This window comes from Veillonella agrestimuris, assembly GCF_943193065.1.
Lineage (GTDB): Bacteria > Bacillota > Negativicutes > Veillonellales > Veillonellaceae > Veillonella > Veillonella agrestimuris.
This window is the reverse complement of the sequence record NZ_CALPCS010000011.1, coordinates 50,789-74,064: the sequence shown is the minus strand read 5'-3', so window position 1 is coordinate 74,064 and position 23,276 is coordinate 50,789. Positions and strand designations below refer to the sequence as shown.

Below are 23,276 nucleotides of genomic sequence, written 5' to 3'. Positions count from 1 at the left end.
CACCAACCACATAAGTGATTGGTGCCAAACAAATGATTAGGGATAAGCACCCCAACATTTGACAGAGAGCCTTTTTTATTTTGCCTATTTAGTTTTCATGTTATTTTTACTGAAGTTATGAATATGAATTGCTTTTGTATCGAAAAAACTTGTATTGTTGTTAATACTATGGTATACTTGCTGTGTTAAGAACGATTGTATAGTATGTTTATTCTTATTTTTGGATATATATTTTCTCTCTAAATGAATGAAAGGAACTTTCACAATGAAAAAACAACTCGTTATGGCTGTGTGCCTAGCTTGTATGACTAGTGGCGTGTATGCGGCTAGTTCTGATTATATTGCGGTGAATCCGGAAGGGGTTCGCCCTACAGCGACTGGTGCTGCTGGCGTAGCGGTAGGTATTAATACGAATGCCACTGGTCGAGATAGCTTTGCTGCGGGTATTTCTTCTAATGCTAATGGTCGCAGTTCTACGGCTGTTGGTGTTGGTTCCCGTGCCGATGGTTACAGATCTACCGCTGTTGGTAATGGTGGCGTAGCAAGTGCAGATAATGCTATCGGTATTGGTGGCAATGCTAGTGCTATTTCTGCTATCTCTATGGGGTATCAATCTCAAGCAGCTGGTCTTAATAACGTAGCCATTGGTCGCTCTGCTAATGCACAAGGTTCAACATCCATGGCAATTGGTTCAAATACTAGAACGTATGATGCTGAGAACAATAATGCAGAGAGAGATGCATTAGATGCTCTTCGTGGCAAATACACTATGGCAGGTCAAACTATCGATTATGTTGATACTGCAAATACTGGTTCTGCACAAGTAGCTGTGGGTACTAATTCCCATGCCGGCGGTTGGGGTGCTTCTGCATTAGGTTATCAAGCGTATGCATTAAATAGCCAAGCATCTGCATTAGGCGATGATGCAAAAGCCCTTGGTTATGCATCGAGTGCAGTTGGTACGCATACCTATGCTTCTGGCAGACATGCTACTGCTCTTGGTAATGGTGCGGAAGCACTAGGCAACCAAGCTGCAGCTATTGGTGCTGGTGCTGCTGCTACGGCAAATAACGCCATTGCCATGGGCTGGGGTGCTGGCGCAAGCGGTGAAAATGCTATTGCCATTGGTACATCAACAGGTACTGTAAAAACGTGGTATACGACAGGTAATGCGCAGGCTTCACATGCTACCGAATTATCTCAATGGGCTGCGTCTGGTGCTCGCTCTATTGCTATCGGTACAGATGCATTATCTACTGAACAAGATAGCGTAGCTCTCGGTAGCCTTGCTACATCCATTACTGCTGGTGGTGTTGCGTTAGGTGCTGAAAGCATAGCTGACCGCGCTGCATTAACAGGTGTAAGTGCATCTTCTTCTGCATCTGCTGCAGCAAACCAAGTATATGCTATGGAAACAGCTACTGATGCGGATAAAGCAGCTATCGTTGCTACTGTAAAAGGCGAACAAGGTGCTGTGTCTGTTGGTACTGCTGAACAAACTCGTCAAATTACAAATGTAGCAGCTGGTTCTAATGATAGCGATGCCGTTAACGTATCTCAATTGAAAGCAGTAGCTAATACAATTAAAGACGTAGAAGTGGCAGCTGGTAATAATGTAACTGTTACATCTGCTACAGAAGGTAATAAAACAACTTACACTGTGTCTGCAGATGTAGGTAAAAGTGATATTAATAACTTACAAACTCAAATTACGCATAATGCTAATATCATCAATAACCACGAAGGCCGTATTGTTGATTTAGAAAATAGACCAGATAAAGATACAGTTACAACAATTGCTGCTGGCGATAACTCTGTTGTAGTTAACAACGACGGCAATAACAATTACACAATTGCTGTATCGGATGAAATTAAAAAACAAATTAACAACAATACAACAAATATTAACAACATGGGGCAACGCATCAATAACTTAGATCATAAAATTGATAAAGTAGGTGCTGGTGCTGCTGCATTGGCAGGTTTACACCCGCTTGATTTCAACCCAGATGATAAATGGAATTTTGCTGTTGGTTACGGCAATTACGGTAATGCGAACGCTATGGCAGTAGGAGCTTTTTACCGCCCTAATGAAGACATGATGTTCAACGTGGCTGGTACAATGGGTAATGGTGAAAACATGGTGTCTGCTGGTGTGAGCTTTAACCTTGGCCAATCTAGTGGCGTATCTCGGTCTAAAGTAGCTATGGCGAAAGAAATTCAAACATTAGAATCCCGTTTAGCTCAATTAGAAGCTCGCTTAGCAAATGGTAATGGTGCTACTGGTACAGCATATCCAACTATGGATGTAGAGTTCCCGGATGTTCCTGAAAATCATTGGGCTTATGCGTATGTTGATGATTTAGCGTCTAAAGGCCTTCTTCTTGGCTATCCAGACGGCGAATTCAAAGGCGACCGCACTATGACTCGTTATGAATTTGCAGCTGTTATGTACCGTGCATTGCAAAACGGTGCACCAGTAGATGGCAACATGGCTCGTGCTACAAGCGAATTTGGTCCAGAAATGGCAGCTGTACAACAAGCTAGTCGCTTCCGCGTAGATCGCGTACACGGCGATGAAAATGACCGTTACAAAGTAGAACGCGTTCGTGTTAATAGCGAAGATAAAGACACTCGCGACGTATACGGCGGTATGATTGAAAAAACTAAATAATCTTGCCATGGTGTAGTCACTCCTTATGATAAGGAAACGATGATTGTGTGAAACTATATAAGCCATTCCCTCCGGTGAGAGGGAATGGCTTTTTTCATTTTTAGCAGGAATTGAGAATAGAAAGAGCGTATATCTTATATATAGGTAAATGCATATATTGACAACAGTTAATAGAGACTGTCTTTGTGAATCATGAATGCAGATCGTTTCTGTGAATCATGAATGCAGAGCCTTTCTGTGAGTCGCGAATACAGAATATCTCTATGAGTTAGTCTATAGGCAATGGAGAATATGCATAGAAGTAGTGTAGTTAGGGGGTTATTCAAGTGAATACAACTGTACCATCAAGAAAATTACTTCGAGATTATGACCGTTTTGCTCAGGAAGCGCAACTGATTTGTAAGGATCGGGTGTATACAGATTACTTGCGCCGCTATGCGTATGGTGTAGATGCATCGTGTTATAGTTATTTGCCGCGCGTCGTGGTGAAAGCTGAAAGCGAATCCGAAGTGCGCCGTTTGATGCGGTTATGTCAACAATGTGGCACGCCGTTTACATTTAGAGCAGCCGGTTCGTCTTTATCGGGGCAATGCTCTAGCGAAGATATTTTAATCGTTTGTAATGATGGTTTTAAGACGATGACTGTTCTCGATGACGGTCTTGCGCTCGAGTGCGATTGTGGTGTTATCGGCTCTGATGCGAACGACATATTAAAACCCTATAATCGTAAAATTGGTCCTGACCCAGCGACTATTACGACGGCTTTGGTAGGAGGCATTGTTAACAATAACTCGTCTGGTATGTGCTGCGGTACGGCGCAAAATTCCTATCAAACGATTCGCTCTATTCGGGTGGTTTTATTAGATGGCACCATATTAGATACATCGGATCCTAAGAGTGTAACTCAATTTTTGAAAGAAAAACCGAATATGGTAGAAGATATTCTTCAGATACGTGCAGATATTCTAGCAGATGAAGAATTAACTCATTTAATTCACCATAAATATAAAATTAAAAATACCACCGGCTATGGATTAAATTCCCTCGTTGATTTTGAAGATATTGTAGATATTTTAAATCATTTATTTATTGGGTCAGAAGGTACATTAGGATTCGTATCAAAAGTAGTATACAACACGGTAGAAGATGTGCCATACAAAGGTTGCGGTCTTCTTTTCTTCACGAATTTAAATGATGCTTCAGAGGCTGTTGTGAAATTGGCTGGCATGGGAAGAGATACCGTAATTGCTGCAGAAATGATGGACTATCAATCCCTTCGTGCAGTGCAACGGCTCGATACAGTACCTGATTTTGTTCATAATGTGCCAGAAGGAACGAGCTGTATTTTATTCCAAACTGAAAGCTATGCAAAAGAAACGGTAGATAAGAACTTAGCTTTCATACAAGATGCGTTGAAAGATATTCCTACTGCTATACCAAGTCTCTATTCTCAAGACCCAGCGGAATATGATTCGTGGTGGGCCATCCGGAAAGGCATTTTGCCTATCGTAGCGGGGCAACGGAAAAAAGGAACGACTGTCATTACCGAAGATGTATGTTTCCAAATCGAAGATTTTACAAAGGGCATCGAAATGATTACGGAATTGTTCCATAAATACGATTTCGTCGATGGCGGTGTTATTTTCGGGCATGCCTTGTCTGGCAATGTGCATTTCAACATTACTCCTAATTTCAATGACCCAAAAGATACGAAAAACTTCGGTGATTTGGTGTACGAAATGTCTGAACGTGTGTCGGAATTCGGAGGTTCTCTAAAAGCCGAACACGGCACAGGCCGTATGGTGGCGCCATTTGTAGAAATGGAATGGGGCAAAAAGGCTTATGAAATGAATCGCCGCATTAAGGCTATTTTTGACCCTACTGGTTTGTTAAATCCTGATGTTATCATTACCGATGATCCTCATGTGTATAAGAAAAACCTGAAAGCTCAAAGCGTGATTGATGATGCTTTCACCATTTGTATGGAATGTGGATTTTGCGAAAAGAACTGTCCAAGCCGCAATTTGACATTAACGCCGCGGCAACGGATTGCGTTACTAAGGGAGCAAAAACGACTGGAACAAGAAGGTAATTTCGCCCTTGCAGCGGAGCTGAAAAAAGGTTACGAATATTACGGCGTCAATACCTGTGCAGCGTGCTCCATGTGTAAAGATTTGTGTCCGCTCAGCATCGATACGGCGCAAATTGCATTATCTATGCGCAAAATTGCACCGCCAGGACCGAATATTGCGAAAACCATTTATGATAATTTTGCCACCACCCTCGATATGTGCCGTGCCGGTGTTAGCCTTGAAGGCATTGCGGGGGCTATCGTGACGAAGAAAGCCATTGCAAAAATTACAGAAGGCCTTCACGGTGTCACTGGTATTACGCCATACTTGCCGAAAACGACACCGAAAGCGAATCGCTATAAGTTGACCAATAAAATTAAACCGACAAATGTAGAGAGAGTAGTATACTTCAGTACCTGTGCGAATCGCGCATTCCGTCCAAACCAAGGCTATAATGATAATCGCAGTTTACAACAAGTCTTTGAAAGCCTGTGTGACAAAGCGCAAATTGATATTATCTATCCGCCACACATTGAAAACCTTTGCTGCGGCTTGAGTTTTGAAAATTATGAAGATATTGACAAACGAGCACTTCGAGATTTACGCAATGCTTTGATGAGCACTTCTGAGAACGGTAAATATCCGATTGTTATTGATCATAGTGCATGTTTTAGTCATGCTTTTAAACACATTGAGGATTTAGAGATTAACGATATTTCTGAATACTTGTACAACCATGTGGTGCCACGCCTAGATATTCACAAAGTAGATGAGCGAGTGCTGGTGCATAAACAATGTAAAATCAAATCTGCTGGTAAAGCAGAATATATTGAGAAATTGGCTCGTCTCTGTGCACATGATGTATTTAATATTAAATCTTTTGCCTGCGACGGATTTGCAGGGCAGAAAGGTTTCTTTACGCCAGAACTCAACAAATGTGCTACGAAGGATCTTTCCAAAGAGGTGGCTCAATATGGTGCTACTATGGGTGTCAGCTCCAGCTCCACTTGCGAAATCGGTCTCGGTGAAAATGCAGGCATTCCGTTTGTAGGTATTGCCTTCTTATTGGACCGTTGTTCGACTAAGAAATATTAGTGTTAAGCGTTATATAATCCATTTTAGGTGATAAAGAATTTAGATATAAAGCATACATGTTTTGTAGTAGACTATGGCGTTTTTCTCTACCTGTAGAACATATAAAGTAGGAGTAGAGCAATTAAATGGGTATGAGAAAAACGCAAGTTAGTTAAAGAAGGTATAACTTGAATTTTAATACCTATGATATTCAGTTATACTAGTTGACCAGATGTATAAATTTTCATTATAGTGAACATAGAACAACGAATATAAAGGATAGGTGTCGTAAGACTTAATAGAGAAATCGGTACAAGCCGATGCGGTCCCGCCACTGTAAGGACGAGCCTGCTTTCATAATGTCACTGGAGCAATCTGGGAAGGCGAAAGTAAGGTGATGACTCCGAGCCAGGAGAACTGCCTATTTGATAATCACCGATGGACCTACGAGCGATAGGAAGGAGATTTTAAGTATGTTTTGTTTTACATACTTTGAATAATAATCTAGCGTGCGTAATGCACGCTTTTTTAGTATAAACATATGTAGCGCATTGTTAATCTTACTCCTTTTGTGTACTCACTGCTATCTTATGACAATTAATTACCTATATATCCCATATTTCATGAGCAGTTATGGTCCATGAAAAGCTAACACTTTGTTATAATTTATTGTTCATACATACCTTTCCTGTATGTAGCGTAGTGACATCGGTGCGCTGTTCTGTTTAGATGGGTTGATTTGAAAGGAGGAACATCTATGTCTGATATGAGGAAGTCAGGTCTACCTGATGAGGAAGTATTGGAATCAGTATCATTTGAGGAATTTGACAAACCAACCTATGAAGAGTGGCAAGAAGAAGTTGTGAAAGCCTTGAAGGGTGGAGATTTTAATAAGAAAATGTTTACACCTACTTATGAAGGCATCACATTAGAGCCTATCTATACGCCTGCTAAGCATGGAGAGCAGATACCAATTAGTGTCTATCCAGGGGCTGGTGGATTTATGCGAGGTACAAAAGCTAGTGGATATACTACAGAGTCTTGGGGAGTGTCCCAATATGTAGAAGATTCATTGCCAAAAGATGCGAATCATGCCAGTTTATATGAAATTATTAAAGGTAGTACTATTCATAATATTCGGTTAGATGAAGCGACTCGTCATGATCAAGATGTACAAACAGGTGCCACTGTTGGAGTAGGTGGTACTTCGTTATCAACTTTACAAGATTATAGTGAACTAATTGGGCGATTTAATTTTAAGAACAATCCTCTTTATATTGAGACTGGTGCATCAAGTGCTATTGTCTTAGCTATGTTACGGGCTGCCGTAGAAGTAGAAAAGAAAGCAGTTAAAGATGTAAAAGGACTAGTAGGGGCTGATCCAATAGGTGGATGGGTAAAAGATGGAACTCTCCATATGTCTCTAGATACAGCGTTTGATGAAATGGCTCATACTGTACTTTGGGCTAAAGAACATTCATCAAGTCTTCGTACTGTTTTAGTATGTGGCGATGTATATGCTAATGGTGGGGCTAATGATGTACAAGAATTAGCGTATACATTAGCAACGGCAGTTTGCTATGTTCGTCAGTTAGCACATCGTCATATAGATATAGAGACTATTGCTAAATCGATGATGTTTACTTTCTCGTTAGGGGCTAATTTCTTTATGGAAATTGCTAAATTAAGAGCCCTTAGAATGATTTGGGCTCGTATTATGGAGGCTTTTGGTGCATCTGAGCAACATCGAGCAATCTGTGTACATGGACGGACTTCGGCTTTTACTAAAACGGTATATGATCCGTATGTGAATTTGCTGCGTAATACAACGCAAGCCTTTTCTGGGGTAGTTGGGGGAGTAGATAGTTTAGAAGTATCTCCTTTTGATCAACCAATCCGTAAATCAGATGATTTTTCGCGCCGTATCGCACGTAATATTCAAGTGATGTTGCAAACTGAATTTGAATTGCGAGAACCTGTGGATCCTGTGGGTGGTTCTTGGTATATAGAAACATTAGCTATAGAGTTGACGAATAAAATATGGGCTGAATTTCAATTGATTGAAGCCAAAGGAGGGATTATTGCAGCTCTGAAGGAAGGTTATCCTCAAGAACAAGTACATGCAATGCTTATGGAACGATTCAAAAATTTAGCATTCCGAAAAGATGTGGCAGTAGGTAGTAATATGTATGCCAATATGACAGAAGAGCTATTAGATGCTAAATCTGAAAAACAGAGTTTGTTACAGCAAAAACGGACAGAGGCAATTGAATCATTTTTAAAAAAGGTGGAGCCTAATGCAGTGGCAGCTTCTAAATCATCCCTGGAGCAAGGGTCGACGGAACCAGGAGAGTTAATTGATTTGATTAGTTTTGCAGCGAAAAATGGAATGACTATGAATCAAATACGAAAGGCTCTTCAAACTGGAGATATTCCGTCAGAAACGATACAATCTATTTCCTCTCATCGATGGACTGAGCAATTTGAAGAATTGCGTATGCGTACAGAAGCGTATAAGGCACGTAAAAAAGATAATGTAAAAGTCTTTTTAGCTAATATGGGGCCTATACCACAACATAAACCACGAGCAGATTTCTCTACAGGTTTCTTTGAAGTAGGGGCTTTTGAAGTATTGAAAAATGATGGTTTTGAAACTACTGAAGAGGCGGCTAAAGCAGCCTGTAATAGTGGAGCCGATGTAGTTGTTATCTGCTCCACGGATGCTACCTATCCTGAATTGGTGCCCCCATTGGCAACAGAATTAAAATCGATTATGCCAGAGGCTACGATTATTGTGGCAGGGGCACCACCAAAGGATTTAGAACCAGTATATCGTGAAGCTGGTGTAGATGATTTTATTTCGGTACGTGCCAATTGTTATGCATTATTGCGTTCATTGCAAGATAAGAAAGGGATGTGAGGCTATGTTTAAAAATCCAAATTTTGCTTCTCTTGACCTAGGTTCACAGCAAGCCACATCTCGAGAGGCGTGGCTTGCAGAATTGAAAAAGGAGACAGGAAAGAACTTTGAAGAGTTGTATCATTCAACAATGGAGCAAATTCAGGTAAAGCCTTTATATACGGAAATGGACTATGAAGGGATGACTCATCTCGACTATATGGCAGGGGTACCACCATTTCTGAGGGGACCCTATCCTACTATGTATGTAACGCGGCCTTGGACGGTTCGCCAGTATGCTGGCTTCTCCACAGCAGAAGAGTCCAATGCATTTTATCGCAGAAATTTAGCAGCAGGTCAAAAAGGCTTGTCTATTGCCTTTGATTTGGCCACTCACCGCGGATATGATTCAGATCATCCTCGTGTGGTAGGCGATGTAGGTAAAGCTGGTGTAGCCGTAGACTCTATTTTGGATATGGAAATTTTATTCTCTGGTATTCCATTAGACCAAATGTCTGTATCGATGACTATGAACGGTGCCGTATTACCTATCATGGCTTTTTATATCTTAGCTGGTGAGGAACAGGGTGTAGATAAAAAGGTTATGGCAGGTACGATTCAAAATGATATTTTGAAAGAGTTTATGGTTCGTAATACATATATTTATCCTCCTGCTACTTCGATGCGTATTATCGGTGATATTTTTGCTTATACATCGCAGTATATGCCTAAGTTTAATAGTATTTCTATTTCGGGGTACCACATGCAAGAAGCGGGCGCGACAGCCGACATCGAATTAGGGTATACTTTGGCGGATGGGCTTGAATATATTCGTACAGGTGTTAATGCAGGACTTCATGTAGATCAGTTTGCGCCACGATTATCCTTCTTTTGGGCTATTGGTAAAAATTACTTCATGGAAATTGCTAAAATGCGTGCCGCTCGCATGTTATGGGCGAAGATTATTAAAAGCTTTGGTTCAGAAAATCCGAAATCGATGGCGCTACGGACGCATAGTCAAACATCTGGATGGAGTCTAACAGAACAAGATCCATTTAACAATGTGGCACGAACTTGTATGGAAGCTATGGGCGCTGCTCTTGGACATACGCAATCACTGCATACGAATGCTCTTGATGAAGCCATTGCATTGCCTACAGATTTTTCTGCTCGTATTGCGCGCAATACGCAACTATATATTCAAGACGAAACGAAGGTATGTAAAGTTATTGATCCATGGGGTGGATCCTATTATGTAGAAGCTTTAACGGATGAGTTAATTCGTCGTTCTTGGGGACATATCCAAGAAATTGAATCTCTTGGTGGTATGGCGAAAGCGATTGATACAGGGCTTCCTAAAATGCGTATTGAAGAAGCGGCGGCTCGTCGTCAAGCTCGTATTGATTCTGGCCGTGAAGCCATTGTCGGAATTAATACGTATCGCCTTGATAAGGAAGATCCATTAGATATACTAGATGTAGATAATACAGCTGTTCGAGAAGCGCAAATTAGACGCTTAGAACAATTGCGTGCTAACCGTGATGAAGATCGTGTTCAATCCTGTCTTGAAGCGATTACGAATGCCACTGAATCAGGTGAAGGGAATTTATTGGCGTTAGCGTTAGAAGCAGCACGTGCTCGTGCGTCTTTAGGAGAAATCTCCTTTGCTGTTGAAAAAGTATGCGGCCGTCATAAAGCCGTTATTCGCTCTATTTCGGGAGTATACTCCAGCGAATTTGAAGATGATGATGTTATCAAAGAAGTGCGTCAAATGGCGGATGATTTTGAACACATCGAAGGTCGTCGTCCTCGGATTATGATTGCTAAAATGGGGCAAGATGGACATGACCGAGGGGCTAAAGTGATTGCTACATCCTTTGCGGATATGGGCTTTGACGTAGATATTGGTCCTTTGTTCCAAACACCAGAAGAAACTGCGCAAGATGCAGTTGATAATGATGTGCATATTGTCGGATTTAGCTCTCTTGCGGCAGGTCATAAAACATTGTTGCCACAACTGGTAGAAGAACTTAATAAACGTGGGCGTGGTGATATTCTCGTAGCCATTGGAGGCGTAATCCCTGCTCAGGATTATGAATTTTTACGCGAACATGGTGCAGTAGCGATATTTGGACCGGGCACTGTACTTCCAGTAGCAGCCAAAAAACTATTGGAAACATTGACAGCTCACGTCCAACATGAGGATATAGATGACTGATACGTATCGACCAGACTGGGTGCCAAACGATGCGAAAGAGACGGAAACGTTTGCATCTCGTGTCATGAGAGGCGTTGATGAAATGCACGATGGTCTCATGACGAGTACTAAACATTTGGCACCTTCTGTGTTGCCCGTGAAGCGGCGAAAAAAATTGACCGTTGCTGATTATGTACGCGGTATTGAGCAGGGGGACCGCGTTATACTTTCACGGGCCATTACCTTAGTAGAAAGTAATAATCCAGATCATTTTGCGATAGCGCAACAAGTATTACAATCAGTATTGTCTCGTACTGGCAACGCACTTCGTATAGGTATTACGGGGGTTCCTGGTGCGGGTAAAAGTAGCATTATTGAAGCGTTCGGAAATATGCTCATTGAAGCAGGATTAAAAGTGGCTGTTCTGGCTGTCGATCCAACGAGTCAAGTTACAAAAGGGAGTATTTTAGGGGACAAAACGCGGATGGAAACATTAACAAAACATCCTAATGCGTATATTCGGCCATCGCCAGCAGGGGGGACATTAGGCGGTGTAGCGCGAAAGAGTCGAGAAACGATGCTTCTTTGTGAAGCTGCTGGTTATGATGTCATTCTTGTAGAAACGGTTGGCGTTGGTCAAAGTGAAGTGACTGTTCGATCAATGGTAGATTTCTTTATGCTTATCGTCCTTACGGGAGCTGGCGATGAATTGCAAGGCATTAAGAAAGGTGTTATGGAATTAGCCGATGCTATCGTTGTTAATAAGGCGGATGGAGATAATTTGAAACGGGCTCAAATTGCTCGTAGCGACTATAATCGGATGCTCCATTACATTCGGCCAGCTACAGAGCAATGGGAAACCAAGGCCTATACCTGCTCTGCTGTTACAAAAAGTGGTCTCTTAGAATTATGGGAGTTAATTCAGACCTTTGCTGTTCAAGGTAAAGAAAATGGGGTTTTCTACAAGAGACGGCAAAACCAATCTCTTCAATGGGTGAGGGACATGATTGATGAACACCTGCACAATCTATTCTTTAATAATATAGTAATTCAAGGTCGTATGGGAGAAGTAGAAGAAGCAGTGCTCGCAGGGAATATGTCCGAATCACAAGCCGTACAAGAATTGGTGAGTGTTTTTGACCAAACGTTATTGAAATAGTATATAACAGAACTAAAAAGGAGTACATCGTTGGTTTTAGGGAATCAACGGTGCACTTCTTTATCTTGTATTTATGGTGTTATGGTTTGTAACATAGTGGATTAAACATTCAATTTAAAATCCTAAATTGGCATTTACAATAATGACTTCCATAATTTGCATATTTCTCATCTTTTTATAATAAATGGTTAACGCATTACAAATGCGGTCTGGTGAGCCGCAGTCGTAACATTTTTCTTCTAATTTGGCACAAGGGTTAAGGGAACTTTTTTTATTTTTCTTACTATTTTGCGGTGCCGCCACATTACGGGCGCGGTAGATAGCTGATCCCAAATCGGGGGTGATTTTATTGATGCCGAGCACGAAAAAAACTTCGTTGGAACCGAATAAGGAAGCCGCTACGCGGTTTCCCGTGCCATCGATATTCACCATTTCTCCCGTTTGTGAAAGTGCATTAACAGATGTTAAAAATACATCTTTACCCATCGTGCGGAGTGCTGTATCGCGGAAGCTTTCACCGTCGAGAGGGCGATGGATATCCATAACTTCGATGTTGTTTGGCAATAGCGAATCATAGATGTTAAGGGCTAGCAATGTCTGAGAATCGCCGAGGGCTACTCGCTTATTCTGGATACGATTTGTTAAGTAGGCGGTCGCTTCTTCAGGTGTTTTAAAGTAATGAACGACGAACTTATTTCGTTCTAAAGCCTTAATAGTCGCTTCGATGTCGATGACCGCGGTATTGGGGTGAGGATTCGTTATCGCTTGAATAGTAGTTTCAGTATTAGCCATGTATATCACTCCTCCTTTTTTGTTTTTATGAGTCGAATCTGACTTATATGCACGATAGCTGATTGATAGTACATTTTATTTGTACTACATCTTACTTGTATCATATACCGAATGGCTGTATTGGTCTATGGAAATTGTGATACACTAAAGAGGATTTAATGCAATGTACATACAATAGGAGACATGATTCATGACAAGAAAACCATATAACACATATATTACATATGCCTTAACCAGCGCGATGGTACTCACTCTTTGGGGTTGTGGGCTTGGAAATGAACCGTCAGATTCGATGAAAGCTCCTGCTAATACAGCCACATCATTAAACACACAGGCCGCAGCACAACAAACAACGGCGAAGACGCAAGTGAAACATATATCCGAGGCAGATAGAACACAATCGCAACGACTCTCTACTGAAGGGTTAGAGAAAGCCTTCGCTGGAGAAAAAGAAGAGGGGCTAGCTCTCGTTAAAGAGGCGTATGCATTAGACCCTACTAATGTAGCAAATTATTACAATATGGCTATGGTCTATAAATTGCGAGACGAATTGGACGAATCGAAATCATGGTTTGAACAAGTACTCGCGCATGATCCGGACAATACCTGGTCTATTTACGGCATTGCTACCATTTACGCAGACCAAGGGAACGATCAAGAAGCTTTAGACTGGCTTGAGAAGGCAATTGCATTGGACCCATCAGTGAAATCCGTAGCTGCTGAACAAGACCATTTTGAGCGCTTTCATGGGAATCCTCGATTTGAAGAGGTAGTGAAGTAAGTATGCTACTTTTTATAATTCTTTGGCAATTTAATTTCAGAGGCAGGATTGGATGATTCGATTAATGCTTTTCTTTGCTTTAATAATTCGAGAATTATATGATTTTTCATATCTTGTGGTTTGTAATGGGCAATGGCTCCAAAATAGAGAGATAGCATAATGAAGGATACCAGTACGAGAATACTAGGGTTTTGAAAAGCAAATTGAACATATAGTAATAAGGGAATCATGATAGCGATATACCCTAAGGAAACCTTCTTATTGAAACATGCAATCGCTAAGATGATGAGTGAAATAATGCCGATAACAACAGCGAGTATCATTATTGTCTCATGGGATAAGACAGTATCAATATCATTGTCGAAGCTCAATTGTACTACTGTTAGCATAAGTGGTAAAAAGCCGATGATGTTGGAATAGGAATCTTCGTAGGTTTTTAAATAGGCATTGTACATGACGATTTGCTCAGTAATTTCAGGATAGGTAAGGCTATCTACCCATTGGATAGCAGCGCTCAGGTAGGAAGGTGCTGCTCTGTGAAAGCTTGATTTATTTTGGTTAGTGTTCATTTATATTGTGTTCCTTGGTAATGCATATGACTATTTTTTGTATTTAGCTTTAGTGCTTATTGGTTAGGAATTTTTCGTAGTAGCGAATTCATTGTAATTATTTCTTGTTACTTATCGTTTTCGTACTATCAAAGACAGCGTAATAAACAATAGCGCCACCTATAAATATAGTGGCTTGCATCATCGGAGTGTATTGACCGACGCGCCATAGTGCAAAGGCGTAAAAGAACATGGTAATGAGCATAATTAGGAATGCTACAATGCGTCGTACATTGGTATGTACTACTTTGGACTCAGTGATGCGGTTTTTATTAATGATTACGTAGGCCAATGAGACTAGAATATCTACTGTAAATATACCGAGTGTCCAGTTCAGAGGGGCTTCGTTAAACACGCATAAGCCTAAGGCGATAAAACTAATTCCAAAAAATGCTTTTAGCAGTGTAGCAGATCGGGTAGATTCTTTTGGTGTTCGTTGTTTCTTTGTCATAGGCTCTCCTTGTATATGCGGTATCGCCTTAGTTGACGATACATAGTTGTACGAGTATAATAAATGTAAAGAGATAGCTAAGTGAGTGGTGTCACAGGCTCATCTCCGAAGAAAATATTACTACTGAAGAAATGGCCTGTTGTTACTACAACGGGCTATTATCCGTTAAGGATAATAGCTACGAGTGTGCCAAAGGCAATCATGAGCATTAACGCTTCATAAGTACTCATAGCATCACCGCCCTTCGTAAACGAAGGAGTGTGAACCCGTATCACTTAGCTACCTTATGTATATTATAACATGTAAACGGTAACAAAATTAGCGATATTCGTTAGTTGGAATATTCATGATTTTGTTATGGTTTTTATTTTAAGTGCAATAACGAACATTTATAAAAAAATAAATACAATTGTTCGCTTTGTGGAGGCTTGTTAATTGAACTGCCCTGTTACATATGGTACAATATCCCTATAAGTAGATACTTTCATCATGCAAAGGAGTTATCATGATATCACGTTATACACGAGAAGAAATGGGCCATATTTGGAGTGAACGCAACGAGTTCGACACGATGTTATTGGTAGAAACATTAGCGTCCGAAGCGCAAGCGGAGTTAGGTGTTATTCCGAAGGAAGCGGCGAAGATCATTCGGGAAAAAGGCAATTTTGATGTGGAGCGTATTCGCGAAATTGAACGGGAAACGAACCACGACATCATTTCTTTTGTAACGGCTGTAGGTGAATATGTGGGGCCAGAAGCGGCGAAGTATATTCATTTAGGCCTTACTTCCACAGACGTGAAAGACACGGCTCTTGGCTATATGATGAAGCAAGCGTGCGATATTTTGTTACAAGATTTAGCTACACTTCGCGATGTATTGCGTCGTCGTGCGGCAGAATTTAAATATACCTTGATGATTGGCCGTACTCACGGTATTCACGGCGAACCGACAACGTTCGGTTTGAAATTATGCCTTTGGATGGCTGAAATTGAGCGCGATATTGAGCGTTTAGAGCATGCTCGTAAAAGCGTAGCTGTTGGCAAAGTGTCCGGCGCCGTTGGTACTTATTCCAACATCGATCCATTTGTTGAACAATATGTGTGCGAAAAGCTGGGCTTAGAGCCTGTTAAAATTGCTACACAAGTAGTACAGCGTGACCGTCATGCAGAATTGCTTTCTACTATCGCTGTTATTGGCGGTACATTAGATAAAATCGCGAAAGAAATCCGTCATTTACAACGTACAGAAGTGCGTGAAGCAGAGGAGTATTTCGGCGAAAAGCAAAAAGGTTCATCCGCTATGCCGCACAAACGCAATCCTATTACGGCGGAGCGCATTTGCGGTTTAGCTCGTTTGCTTCGTGGCTATGCTCAATCTGCTTTCGAAGACCAAGCGTTATGGCATGAGCGCGACATTTCCCACAGCTCTGTAGAGCGCGTGATTTTACCAGATGCGACGATAACATTGAACTACATGCTTCATTTGACAATTCGTACCATCGATAAATTGCTAGTATACCCAGAAATAATGATCAAAAACCTTAACCTTACTGGTGGTTTATTGTTCAGTCAAACGATTTTGACTCAATTAGTGGATAAAGGAGCTGTTCGCGATGAAGCGTACCGTTGGGTACAAAAACACGCCATGAACCGTTGGCTCGAAGGGAAAGATTTTGCAGCGGGTCTTAAATCTGATGAAAACATCAAGAAGTTCATGACCGATGAAGAAATCGACGCTTGCTTCGACCCACAAAAATTATTGCGCCATGTCGATACTATTATGGCTCGCTTTGGTTTATAATAGAATATAGAAATACTGACGAGGCCGAATACGTTGTATCGATGTATTCGGTCTTTCTCTCTCTATAAGGGTTAGTGTATTCATGTCTTATTCGATATAGACATGGGTGTCCTATCACACCTATTGATTCTAATTTCTCAGGAGGGTTTATGAAAGCACTTCTTCAAAAATATGCGCCCCCTATATTCCACTGTATCAATGACTTTGGGCAAGGGGCTTTGACGGCGTTGTTGCCGTTTTTTATTACGAACTTTGGGCTCAATTATTACCAAGCCGCTACCGTTATTTTTTGTAACACCGTAGTGGCGTCTATTGCGCAGCCTGCTCTTGGTTATGTGGCGGACCGATGGCGTGTGCCGTGGTTCATTCCGTTAGGTTTTTCCATTACTCTCGTGTCCATTAGCGCCATTGCCTTGGCTACGAGTTATGAAATTATTCTCGCCTTGGCCTTGACTGCTGGGGTAGGGGCAGCACTGTTCCATCCGGAGGCGGCGCTCTTGGTGAAACGTACCCAATCTCATGAAATCGGGAACGCCATGGGCCGTTTTGCCGTTGGCGGTAGCGTTGGCTTTGCCCTCGGCCCTGTTATTGCCAGTGGCGTTTACGCTTTTGGTGCAAATTATTTGTGGGTGTTCACCATCGTAGCAGTGCTAGGGACGCTCATCTACTTCTATGCCTTTGGTAATGCTAAGGGAACGTCCACAACGGTGAAAGCTAAATTGACAGAGGCTTCCCAGGAACGAAATGATTGGACAAGCTTTGGCAAGCTCTTCTTTGTCATTGCGGCGCGGTCCATCTTGTTCGCGGTGCTCGGGATTTTCATTCCTATCCTCTATATTTCTGTCATTAATGGTACTCCTGAAATGTCCAGCTTAGCCTTGACTATGTACTTTGGCCTCGGTGGCATCTTGACCTATATTGGAGGCTGGTTATCGGATCGCATTGGTTTCTTGAGAACCATTCGTCTTGGTTACCTCGTGTTCTTGCCATCCATTTTAATCTTCATTTACGTGCCAAACATTTGGGGATTCTTCGGCGCTATGATTCCAATGGCTTTTGGTGTATTCTCCCAATATGGGCCGATTACGGTGCTAGGGCAGAAGTACTTAGCTAAGAACGCAGGTTTTGCATCGGGCATTACATTAGGCCTAGGCATTACCTTGGGTGGCCTCGTAGCGCCCTACGTAGGTCACTTGGCAGATATATATGGTATCCAAACAGCCTTACAAGTATTGATTCCTATCGGTGTCATGGGGCTCGTCATGAGCCTATGGCTGAAAGAACCGCAGTAAAAGAAATAATGAAAGCCCTAAGAAGACAGTGCAGAACTGTGTTTCTTGGGGCTTTTACTATATCGGAAATAAGGATAAATCAATTGCGTGCAATGGAAATATTGACATTGAGTAAAACCGTGCTATGATATAGACAAGCCAAATAAATCGATAAAAATAGTTAAATAGTTAAACTTAACTTCAATAATATCAATTTGATGATCTTGGCTTTCATAATGAATGGTATACGTAGTATTGTTAATGGAGACTGATAACCAAACACCCCATATAATTAAGGATTATAAGTAAAAGGATTAAATTATAAAACAACTTGAAGATGAAAAGGTTTACATAGTATATTGTGTAAATCGTAACGACATTATATGTAATTCATTATAAGGACTGATACTATGAACAACGTAAGAACAATCACTAAATCTGTACAAGGCTTTGTAACTCGCGATGGTGCTGGTGTAAAACTAGTGCGCGTACTAGGCGGGGAAACAATTAAAGAATTCAACCCTATTTTGATGCTTGACTCCTTTGATAGCACAAATCCAGATGAATACACTGCTGGTTTCCCAATGCATCCGCATCGCGGTATTGAAACCATTAGCTATGTATACAAAGGTGGTATGGTGCACCGTGATAGCCTTGGTAATGAAGCGGCTGTAAACAGTGGTGAAGTACAATGGATGACTGCTGGTTCTGGCATTATGCACGAAGAGTTAGTACCTGCTGCAGAACGTTTGTTAGGCGTACAATTATGGCTTAACTTGCCGAAAAAAGATAAAATGGTTGAGCCTGCGTACCATCCTGTAACAAACGATATGATCCAAGATATCGAAATCGATGGCGGTTACCTTCGTTTGTTAGCTGGTAACTACAAAGAACATAAAGGTCACCAAAGCCAATACTTACCACTTCACTACTACGATGTGCACTTGGCAAAAGGCAAAACTTTCACGCACACTGTGAAAGAAGACGCATCCATTATGCTCTTCACATTGATTGGTGAAATCGAAGTGAACGGCGAAGTGGTGAAAGAAAAAACAGCTGTTAAATTATCCGCTGGCGACACTGTGTCTTTCACATCCTTGCAAGATGATACACAAGTGCTTTATATCGAATCTATTGCTATTGATGAGCCGGTAGCTTGGGCAGGCCCAATTGTTATGAATACACAAGAAGAATTACACGAAGCGTACAGAGAATTACAAACTGGTACATTCGTTAAATCTTCCATGGCTGTGTAATAAAGGATGTTTATAGATAGCAAGGTTCTATAGACCTGAACCTCCTCTCATGCTATAGAGCTATGCTAAAAAAATAATAGTCAATACGGCTCTACTGTGATATAGTGGAGCCGTATTTATGTAAGCCAAAGTCGGTAAGAACTTGTATAACAGGGGAACTTATGTAAGGAAGGGTTTTCTTATGAGTGATGTAAAAACATATGAATCTAATGATATTATTATTGAATGGCGTCCAAGTGTGTGCGTTCATGCAGGCAAATGCGTAAGAGGCTTGCCTAAGGTATTTAATTTGGACCAACGCCCATGGATTAATGTAGAGGCTGCTACCGCTGATGAAATTGCAGCAGTCATTGACAAATGCCCATCTGGCGCATTGACGTACAAACGTAAGTAATATGACATAGTGCCTATTCATGGTGAGTGTGTATGAATGGTACTATCCTGGTGAATTGCATGTATGAATGATAGCATTCTGGTGTCATTTAACAGTTAGACGTAACAAAGGAGACAAACATGGTAGATGTAGTATTTGAAGCAGACCGAAACCGCGCTGCAGCTTATGATAATGGCAAAGAGATTGGTGAAAGCACATTCTCCCCATCTGCAACAATGTGGATTATTGATCACACATTAGTAGAAGATGGTTACGGCGGACAAGGCATTGCTGGCCGTTTAGTAGCCACAATTGTAGAAAACGCACGCACTGCAGGCGTTAAAATTCTTCCATTGTGCCCATTTGCCAAAGCTGAATTCGATAAAAAAGCAGAGTATGCAGATATCCGCATGTAATTGGTAGATACTATAATAACGATATAAAGCGATAACGAAGGACTTGTATGTCTATTCGTTATCGCTTTTTTCGTGTTCAAAGCTTTCACATAGACCCGCTATGATGTATAATGAATATGTATTAATTCGACTAAATTTGGAGGATATAGAGATGGCAACAGGCATGGTTGTAGGCACTCAATGGGGTGACGAAGGTAAAGGCAAAATTGTAGACTGGTTGGCGGAGCGCGCTGACGTCGTTGTGCGCAGCCAAGGGGGCAACAATGCAGGTCACACCGTAGTGGTAGATAACAAAGCGTTTGCCCTTCGTTTATTGCCAAGCGGCATTTTATACGATAATAAAATGAATATTATCGGCACTGGCGTCGTAATTGACCCAAAAGTATTGCTAGAAGAAATTGCAGGCATTGAGGCGCAAGGTAAATCTGTGAAAGCTTTGCAAATTTCCGACCGTGCTCACGTAATTATGCCGTATCACATTGCCTTAGATAATGCGGAAGAAGCGTCTAAAGGGGATGCGAAAATCGGTACTACGAAAAACGGTATCGGCCCTTGCTATGCTGATAAAATTAACCGCGTAGGCATTCGTGTATGCGACTTATACGACCTTGATACATTCAAGGAAAAATTGGCGTACAATGTAGAGTTCAAAAATAAAATCTTAACGAAAGTGTACGATGCAGAAGGCGTTAACTATGATGAAATCCTTGCTGATTACATCAAATACGCAGAAGCGTTGAAACCATTTGTAACAGATACAAACCACACAGTTCTCAAAGCTGTGCAAGAAGATAAAAAAGTATTGTTCGAAGGGGCTCAAGCGACGATGCTTGACCTTGATCATGGTACATATCCTTTCGTAACATCTTCTCATCCAGTAGCTGGCGGTGCCTCCACTGGTGCTGGCGTAGGCCCTGGTTACTTGAAAAACATCTTCGGCGTTGTAAAAGCGTATGCTACTCGCGTAGGGGCAGGTCCATTCCCAACAGAATTGACTAATGAAATTGGCGATACATTGCGTGAAATCGGTCACGAATTCGGCACTGTAACAGGCCGTCCTCGCCGTTGTGGTTGGCTTGATTTAATGGTTGTGAAATACGCAGCCGGCCTCAATAGCCTTGATTACTTGGCTATTACACGCCTCGACATTTTAGATACCTTCAAAGAACTCAAAATTTGTGTAGGCTACACATTGAACGGTAAAGCTTACGAAGGATTCCCAGCGAATTTGAAAGACTTGGAAGCGTGCGAACCAGTGTACGAAACATTGCCAGGTTGGGAAACAGATATTTCCGGTATTCGTTCTTACAATGAATTACCTGAAAACGCTCGCAAATACGTAGAGCGTATTGCAGAAGTAACAGGCGTGCCACTTGGCATCGTGTCTGTAGGTCCAAACCGGAGTCAAACGATAGAATTAGTGGATGTATTTTAATTTGTCCGCACCTTAGAATACATAGAGTACAGCGGTTTTCCTAGCCTCCGTAGTGCTGGTGAAAGCCGCTGTTTTACTATAGAGAATAGGAGGTATGGATGAATATATTGGTTGTCTATTCTAGTCGCACTGGAAATACGAAACGAGTAGCTCAAAGCATTGCTGATGTTCTCGGTGTTAAAGCTGTCGATGTGAAGACAAATCCTGATTATACTGCTTTTGACCTTATCGTTGCTGGCTATTGGGTTGATCGTGGCGGTCCTAATCATGAAATGAAATCGTATTTGCAAGGCATTACGCATAAAAAAGTGGCTTTATTTTCGACATTAGGAGCCGATCCATTGTCTGAACATGGAAAGAACAGTGTAGCCGCTGGGATCGATTCGCTTGGAGATGATTCGACTTGTGTAGGGACTTTCATATGCAGAGGAAAAGTAGACCCTCTTTTGGTAGAGCAAATGAAAGGGCGATTCCCTGTGGGCCATCCGCATGCCTATACTCCAGAATGGTTAGCCCGCATTGATGCGGCTGCGGCGCATCCTACAGAAGAGGATTTGGAATCAGCACGACTATTTGCGGAACAATTGAAAGTTACATATCATTAGAGAGGTGACCCTGTGGCAGTAAACGAATATTTTTATGAATTAGCGAAGATTTCAGCCAATAAAGCCGCTGAACATGGCATCGTCGTAGACCCTGCGTGGATTTATGCACAATGGCATATAGAAACGGGTGGTTTTACATCTGATTTACAAGCGAGCCATCATAATTTAGGTGGTATCAGTAGCAGCTCTGGCGACTGGATGTATTTTAATGATTTTCCCGAATTTGCTGATTACTTTGGACGGTATTTATCGTATTATTCCGAAGATGGTATGTCTGGAGTTTCGTCGCTTTACGACTATGCAGCGGCATTGCATACGGGCGGTTATTTTACAGCTGATATCGGCTCTTACTATAATTCGCTCCTTACCATTGTGAATTCCATGATGTAATGGGAACAGACTGGTTATTTTTAATAGCTTATTGCATTGATGCGGCAGAATATAAGTTAAGCAAATTAACCCCTTTACTTATAGAGTAGAGGGGGTTTGTTGTGTTTGCCTATAGATATTCGATATCTACAACATAGATTACCTGTATGGCTGTGCTATAAATCTCCTGTATATCTACGCATTGCATCGAGTTTTTCAATTAAAGATATAGTGCTGTATAGAAATAAATGTGCATATTCTATGATTACTGTACCATAATGGATTCTGAACTGGTAATTATATTGCTTTAATTTCTAGAAAACTAAGGGAATATATAGTGATATAGGGTTTTGTAGTGAAAGTATATCGAAATATGCTTTTTATTCATAGAAAAGAGTGATTTTCTATTGCTTTAAGATGAGGTCAATATGAATGAAATAAAATGCAGGGATATCGTATATATCTATGTTTAGGTATACATTAAAATGATTCATTAATATTCATAGAATGATGTATTTTTCTGAGCTTTATAGATTCTCATTTGTATCAAAATTATTGATATAGAAAATTTTTGTTATACATATAAAATTATTAACATACAAATAGAAAGAAAAAAATAGATTTACTTTTAAAAATAGTATATAATAGATTAAAATTGACAAAAGTTTGAAGCATATGTCGAGGAGTTTTATTATGATTGAAGTTTCTTATGAGCGTTTAGCAACGATTTTCAAAGCTCTTAGCGATGAAACACGTTTACATATTATCGATATGTTGTCTTGTAATGAGCTATGTGCTGCAGATATTTTGGCGAGTTTTAACTTGTCTCAATCTACATTGAGCTACCATATGAAGATCTTAATCGATGCTGGTGTTGTTAACTCGCAACGTAATGGTCTTTGGACTCGTTACTCTATTAATGAAGAAACATTTGGAGATATTTTGGAAATTCTTCCGAAATTGTACAAAACGAAAGACGAGTGCATTTGCGCACAAATCAAATATTGTCGTTTAGATGAGCACGAAGAGAAAGAAGCATAATT

Annotated in this window: 19 protein-coding genes and 1 riboswitch; of the genes, 15 read left to right on the top strand and 4 right to left on the bottom strand. The window is 41.0% G+C overall.

The genetic code is table 11. The annotated features are described in order from the left end of the window. The first annotated feature begins 265 nt into the window (after positions 1 to 265). The 5 genes from NFR29_RS06500 (at position 266) to meaB (ending at position 12,075) form a co-directional block, all read left to right on the top strand. Positions 266 to 2,674, top strand: a complete 2,409-nt coding sequence (locus tag NFR29_RS06500; RefSeq protein ID WP_251424705.1) for a YadA-like family protein — start codon at positions 266 to 268, stop codon at positions 2,672 to 2,674. A gap of 326 nt (positions 2,675 to 3,000) precedes the next feature. Then, positions 3,001 to 5,841, top strand: coding sequence for an FAD-binding and (Fe-S)-binding domain-containing protein (locus NFR29_RS06495; RefSeq protein WP_251424703.1), 2,841 nt, complete (start codon positions 3,001 to 3,003; stop codon positions 5,839 to 5,841). A 243-nt stretch (positions 5,842 to 6,084) separates the two neighbouring features. Further along, positions 6,085 to 6,259: riboswitch (cobalamin riboswitch) on the top strand. 318 nt (positions 6,260 to 6,577) lie between these two features. Further along, positions 6,578 to 8,740, top strand: a complete 2,163-nt coding sequence (locus NFR29_RS06490) for a methylmalonyl-CoA mutase family protein (RefSeq protein WP_251424701.1) — start codon at positions 6,578 to 6,580, stop codon at positions 8,738 to 8,740. Between the two features lie 4 nt (positions 8,741 to 8,744). Beyond that, positions 8,745 to 10,937, top strand: coding sequence for a methylmalonyl-CoA mutase (gene scpA, locus NFR29_RS06485; protein WP_251424699.1), 2,193 nt, complete (start codon positions 8,745 to 8,747; stop codon positions 10,935 to 10,937). Continuing rightward, positions 10,930 to 12,075 (top strand): methylmalonyl Co-A mutase-associated GTPase MeaB, encoded by a 1,146-nt coding sequence (gene meaB, locus NFR29_RS06480; RefSeq protein WP_251424697.1) that lies wholly within the window; start codon positions 10,930 to 10,932, stop codon positions 12,073 to 12,075. Before scpA ends, meaB begins: the two co-directional genes overlap by 8 nt. Before the next feature lie 114 nt (positions 12,076 to 12,189). Here the strand turns inward: meaB and NFR29_RS06475 are convergent, their stop codons facing one another. Further along, positions 12,190 to 12,867: a lactate utilization protein gene (locus NFR29_RS06475; protein ID WP_251424695.1), complete on the bottom strand. Its 678-nt coding sequence runs from the start codon at positions 12,865 to 12,867 to the stop codon at positions 12,190 to 12,192. A gap of 190 nt (positions 12,868 to 13,057) precedes the next feature. On the opposite strand from NFR29_RS06475, the gene NFR29_RS06470 reads away from it, so the two are divergent. Beyond that, complete coding sequence (locus NFR29_RS06470; protein ID WP_251424693.1) at positions 13,058 to 13,648, top strand: tetratricopeptide repeat protein; 591 nt, start codon at positions 13,058 to 13,060, stop codon at positions 13,646 to 13,648. 5 nt (positions 13,649 to 13,653) lie between these two features. Here NFR29_RS06470 and NFR29_RS06465 read toward each other — a convergent pair whose 3' ends face one another. The 3 genes from NFR29_RS06465 to NFR29_RS06455 all read right to left on the bottom strand — a co-directional run bounded on the left by NFR29_RS06465 (position 13,654) and on the right by NFR29_RS06455 (position 14,982). After that, positions 13,654 to 14,217: a hypothetical protein gene (locus NFR29_RS06465; RefSeq protein ID WP_251424691.1), complete on the bottom strand. Its 564-nt coding sequence runs from the start codon at positions 14,215 to 14,217 to the stop codon at positions 13,654 to 13,656. A 97-nt stretch (positions 14,218 to 14,314) separates the two neighbouring features. Further along, positions 14,315 to 14,707 (bottom strand): CAAX protease, encoded by a 393-nt coding sequence (locus NFR29_RS06460; protein ID WP_251424689.1) that lies wholly within the window; start codon positions 14,705 to 14,707, stop codon positions 14,315 to 14,317. 158 nt (positions 14,708 to 14,865) lie between these two features. Continuing rightward, positions 14,866 to 14,982 carry a putative holin-like toxin gene (locus tag NFR29_RS06455; RefSeq protein ID WP_251424686.1) on the bottom strand — a complete coding sequence of 39 codons (117 nt, stop codon included), beginning with the start codon at positions 14,980 to 14,982 and terminating at the stop codon, positions 14,866 to 14,868. 230 nt (positions 14,983 to 15,212) lie between these two features. Between NFR29_RS06455 and purB the strand changes: the two genes are divergently transcribed. The 9 genes from purB to NFR29_RS06410 all read left to right on the top strand — a co-directional run bounded on the left by purB (position 15,213) and on the right by NFR29_RS06410 (position 23,274). Further along, complete coding sequence (gene purB / locus NFR29_RS06450) at positions 15,213 to 16,508, top strand: adenylosuccinate lyase (RefSeq protein ID WP_251424684.1); 1,296 nt, start codon at positions 15,213 to 15,215, stop codon at positions 16,506 to 16,508. 149 nt (positions 16,509 to 16,657) lie between these two features. Next, positions 16,658 to 17,800, top strand: coding sequence for an MFS transporter (locus NFR29_RS06445; RefSeq protein WP_251424683.1), 1,143 nt, complete (start codon positions 16,658 to 16,660; stop codon positions 17,798 to 17,800). Between the two features lie 389 nt (positions 17,801 to 18,189). After that, complete coding sequence (locus tag NFR29_RS06440; protein WP_251424681.1) at positions 18,190 to 19,035, top strand: pirin family protein; 846 nt, start codon at positions 18,190 to 18,192, stop codon at positions 19,033 to 19,035. Positions 19,036 to 19,216: 181 nt separating this feature from the next. Beyond that, entirely contained in the window at positions 19,217 to 19,429 is a 213-nt protein-coding gene (locus tag NFR29_RS06435; protein ID WP_251424679.1) for a (4Fe-4S)-binding protein, read from the top strand. 119 nt (positions 19,430 to 19,548) lie between these two features. After that, positions 19,549 to 19,824, top strand: coding sequence for a GNAT family N-acetyltransferase (locus NFR29_RS06430; protein WP_251424677.1), 276 nt, complete (start codon positions 19,549 to 19,551; stop codon positions 19,822 to 19,824). A 151-nt stretch (positions 19,825 to 19,975) separates the two neighbouring features. After that, on the top strand, positions 19,976 to 21,259 hold the full coding sequence (locus tag NFR29_RS06425; RefSeq protein ID WP_251424675.1) for an adenylosuccinate synthase: 1,284 nt from the start codon (positions 19,976 to 19,978) through the stop codon (positions 21,257 to 21,259). A 98-nt stretch (positions 21,260 to 21,357) separates the two neighbouring features. Beyond that, the gene (locus NFR29_RS06420; protein WP_251424673.1) at positions 21,358 to 21,864 is read left to right on the top strand and encodes a flavodoxin family protein; all 507 of its coding nucleotides are present in this window, start codon (positions 21,358 to 21,360) and stop codon (positions 21,862 to 21,864) included. A gap of 12 nt (positions 21,865 to 21,876) precedes the next feature. Then, positions 21,877 to 22,254 (top strand): glucosaminidase domain-containing protein, encoded by a 378-nt coding sequence (locus NFR29_RS06415; protein WP_251424671.1) that lies wholly within the window; start codon positions 21,877 to 21,879, stop codon positions 22,252 to 22,254. A gap of 672 nt (positions 22,255 to 22,926) precedes the next feature. Then, on the top strand, positions 22,927 to 23,274 hold the full coding sequence (locus tag NFR29_RS06410) for an ArsR/SmtB family transcription factor (protein ID WP_251424669.1): 348 nt from the start codon (positions 22,927 to 22,929) through the stop codon (positions 23,272 to 23,274). The last annotated feature ends 2 nt before the right edge of the window (positions 23,275 to 23,276 follow it).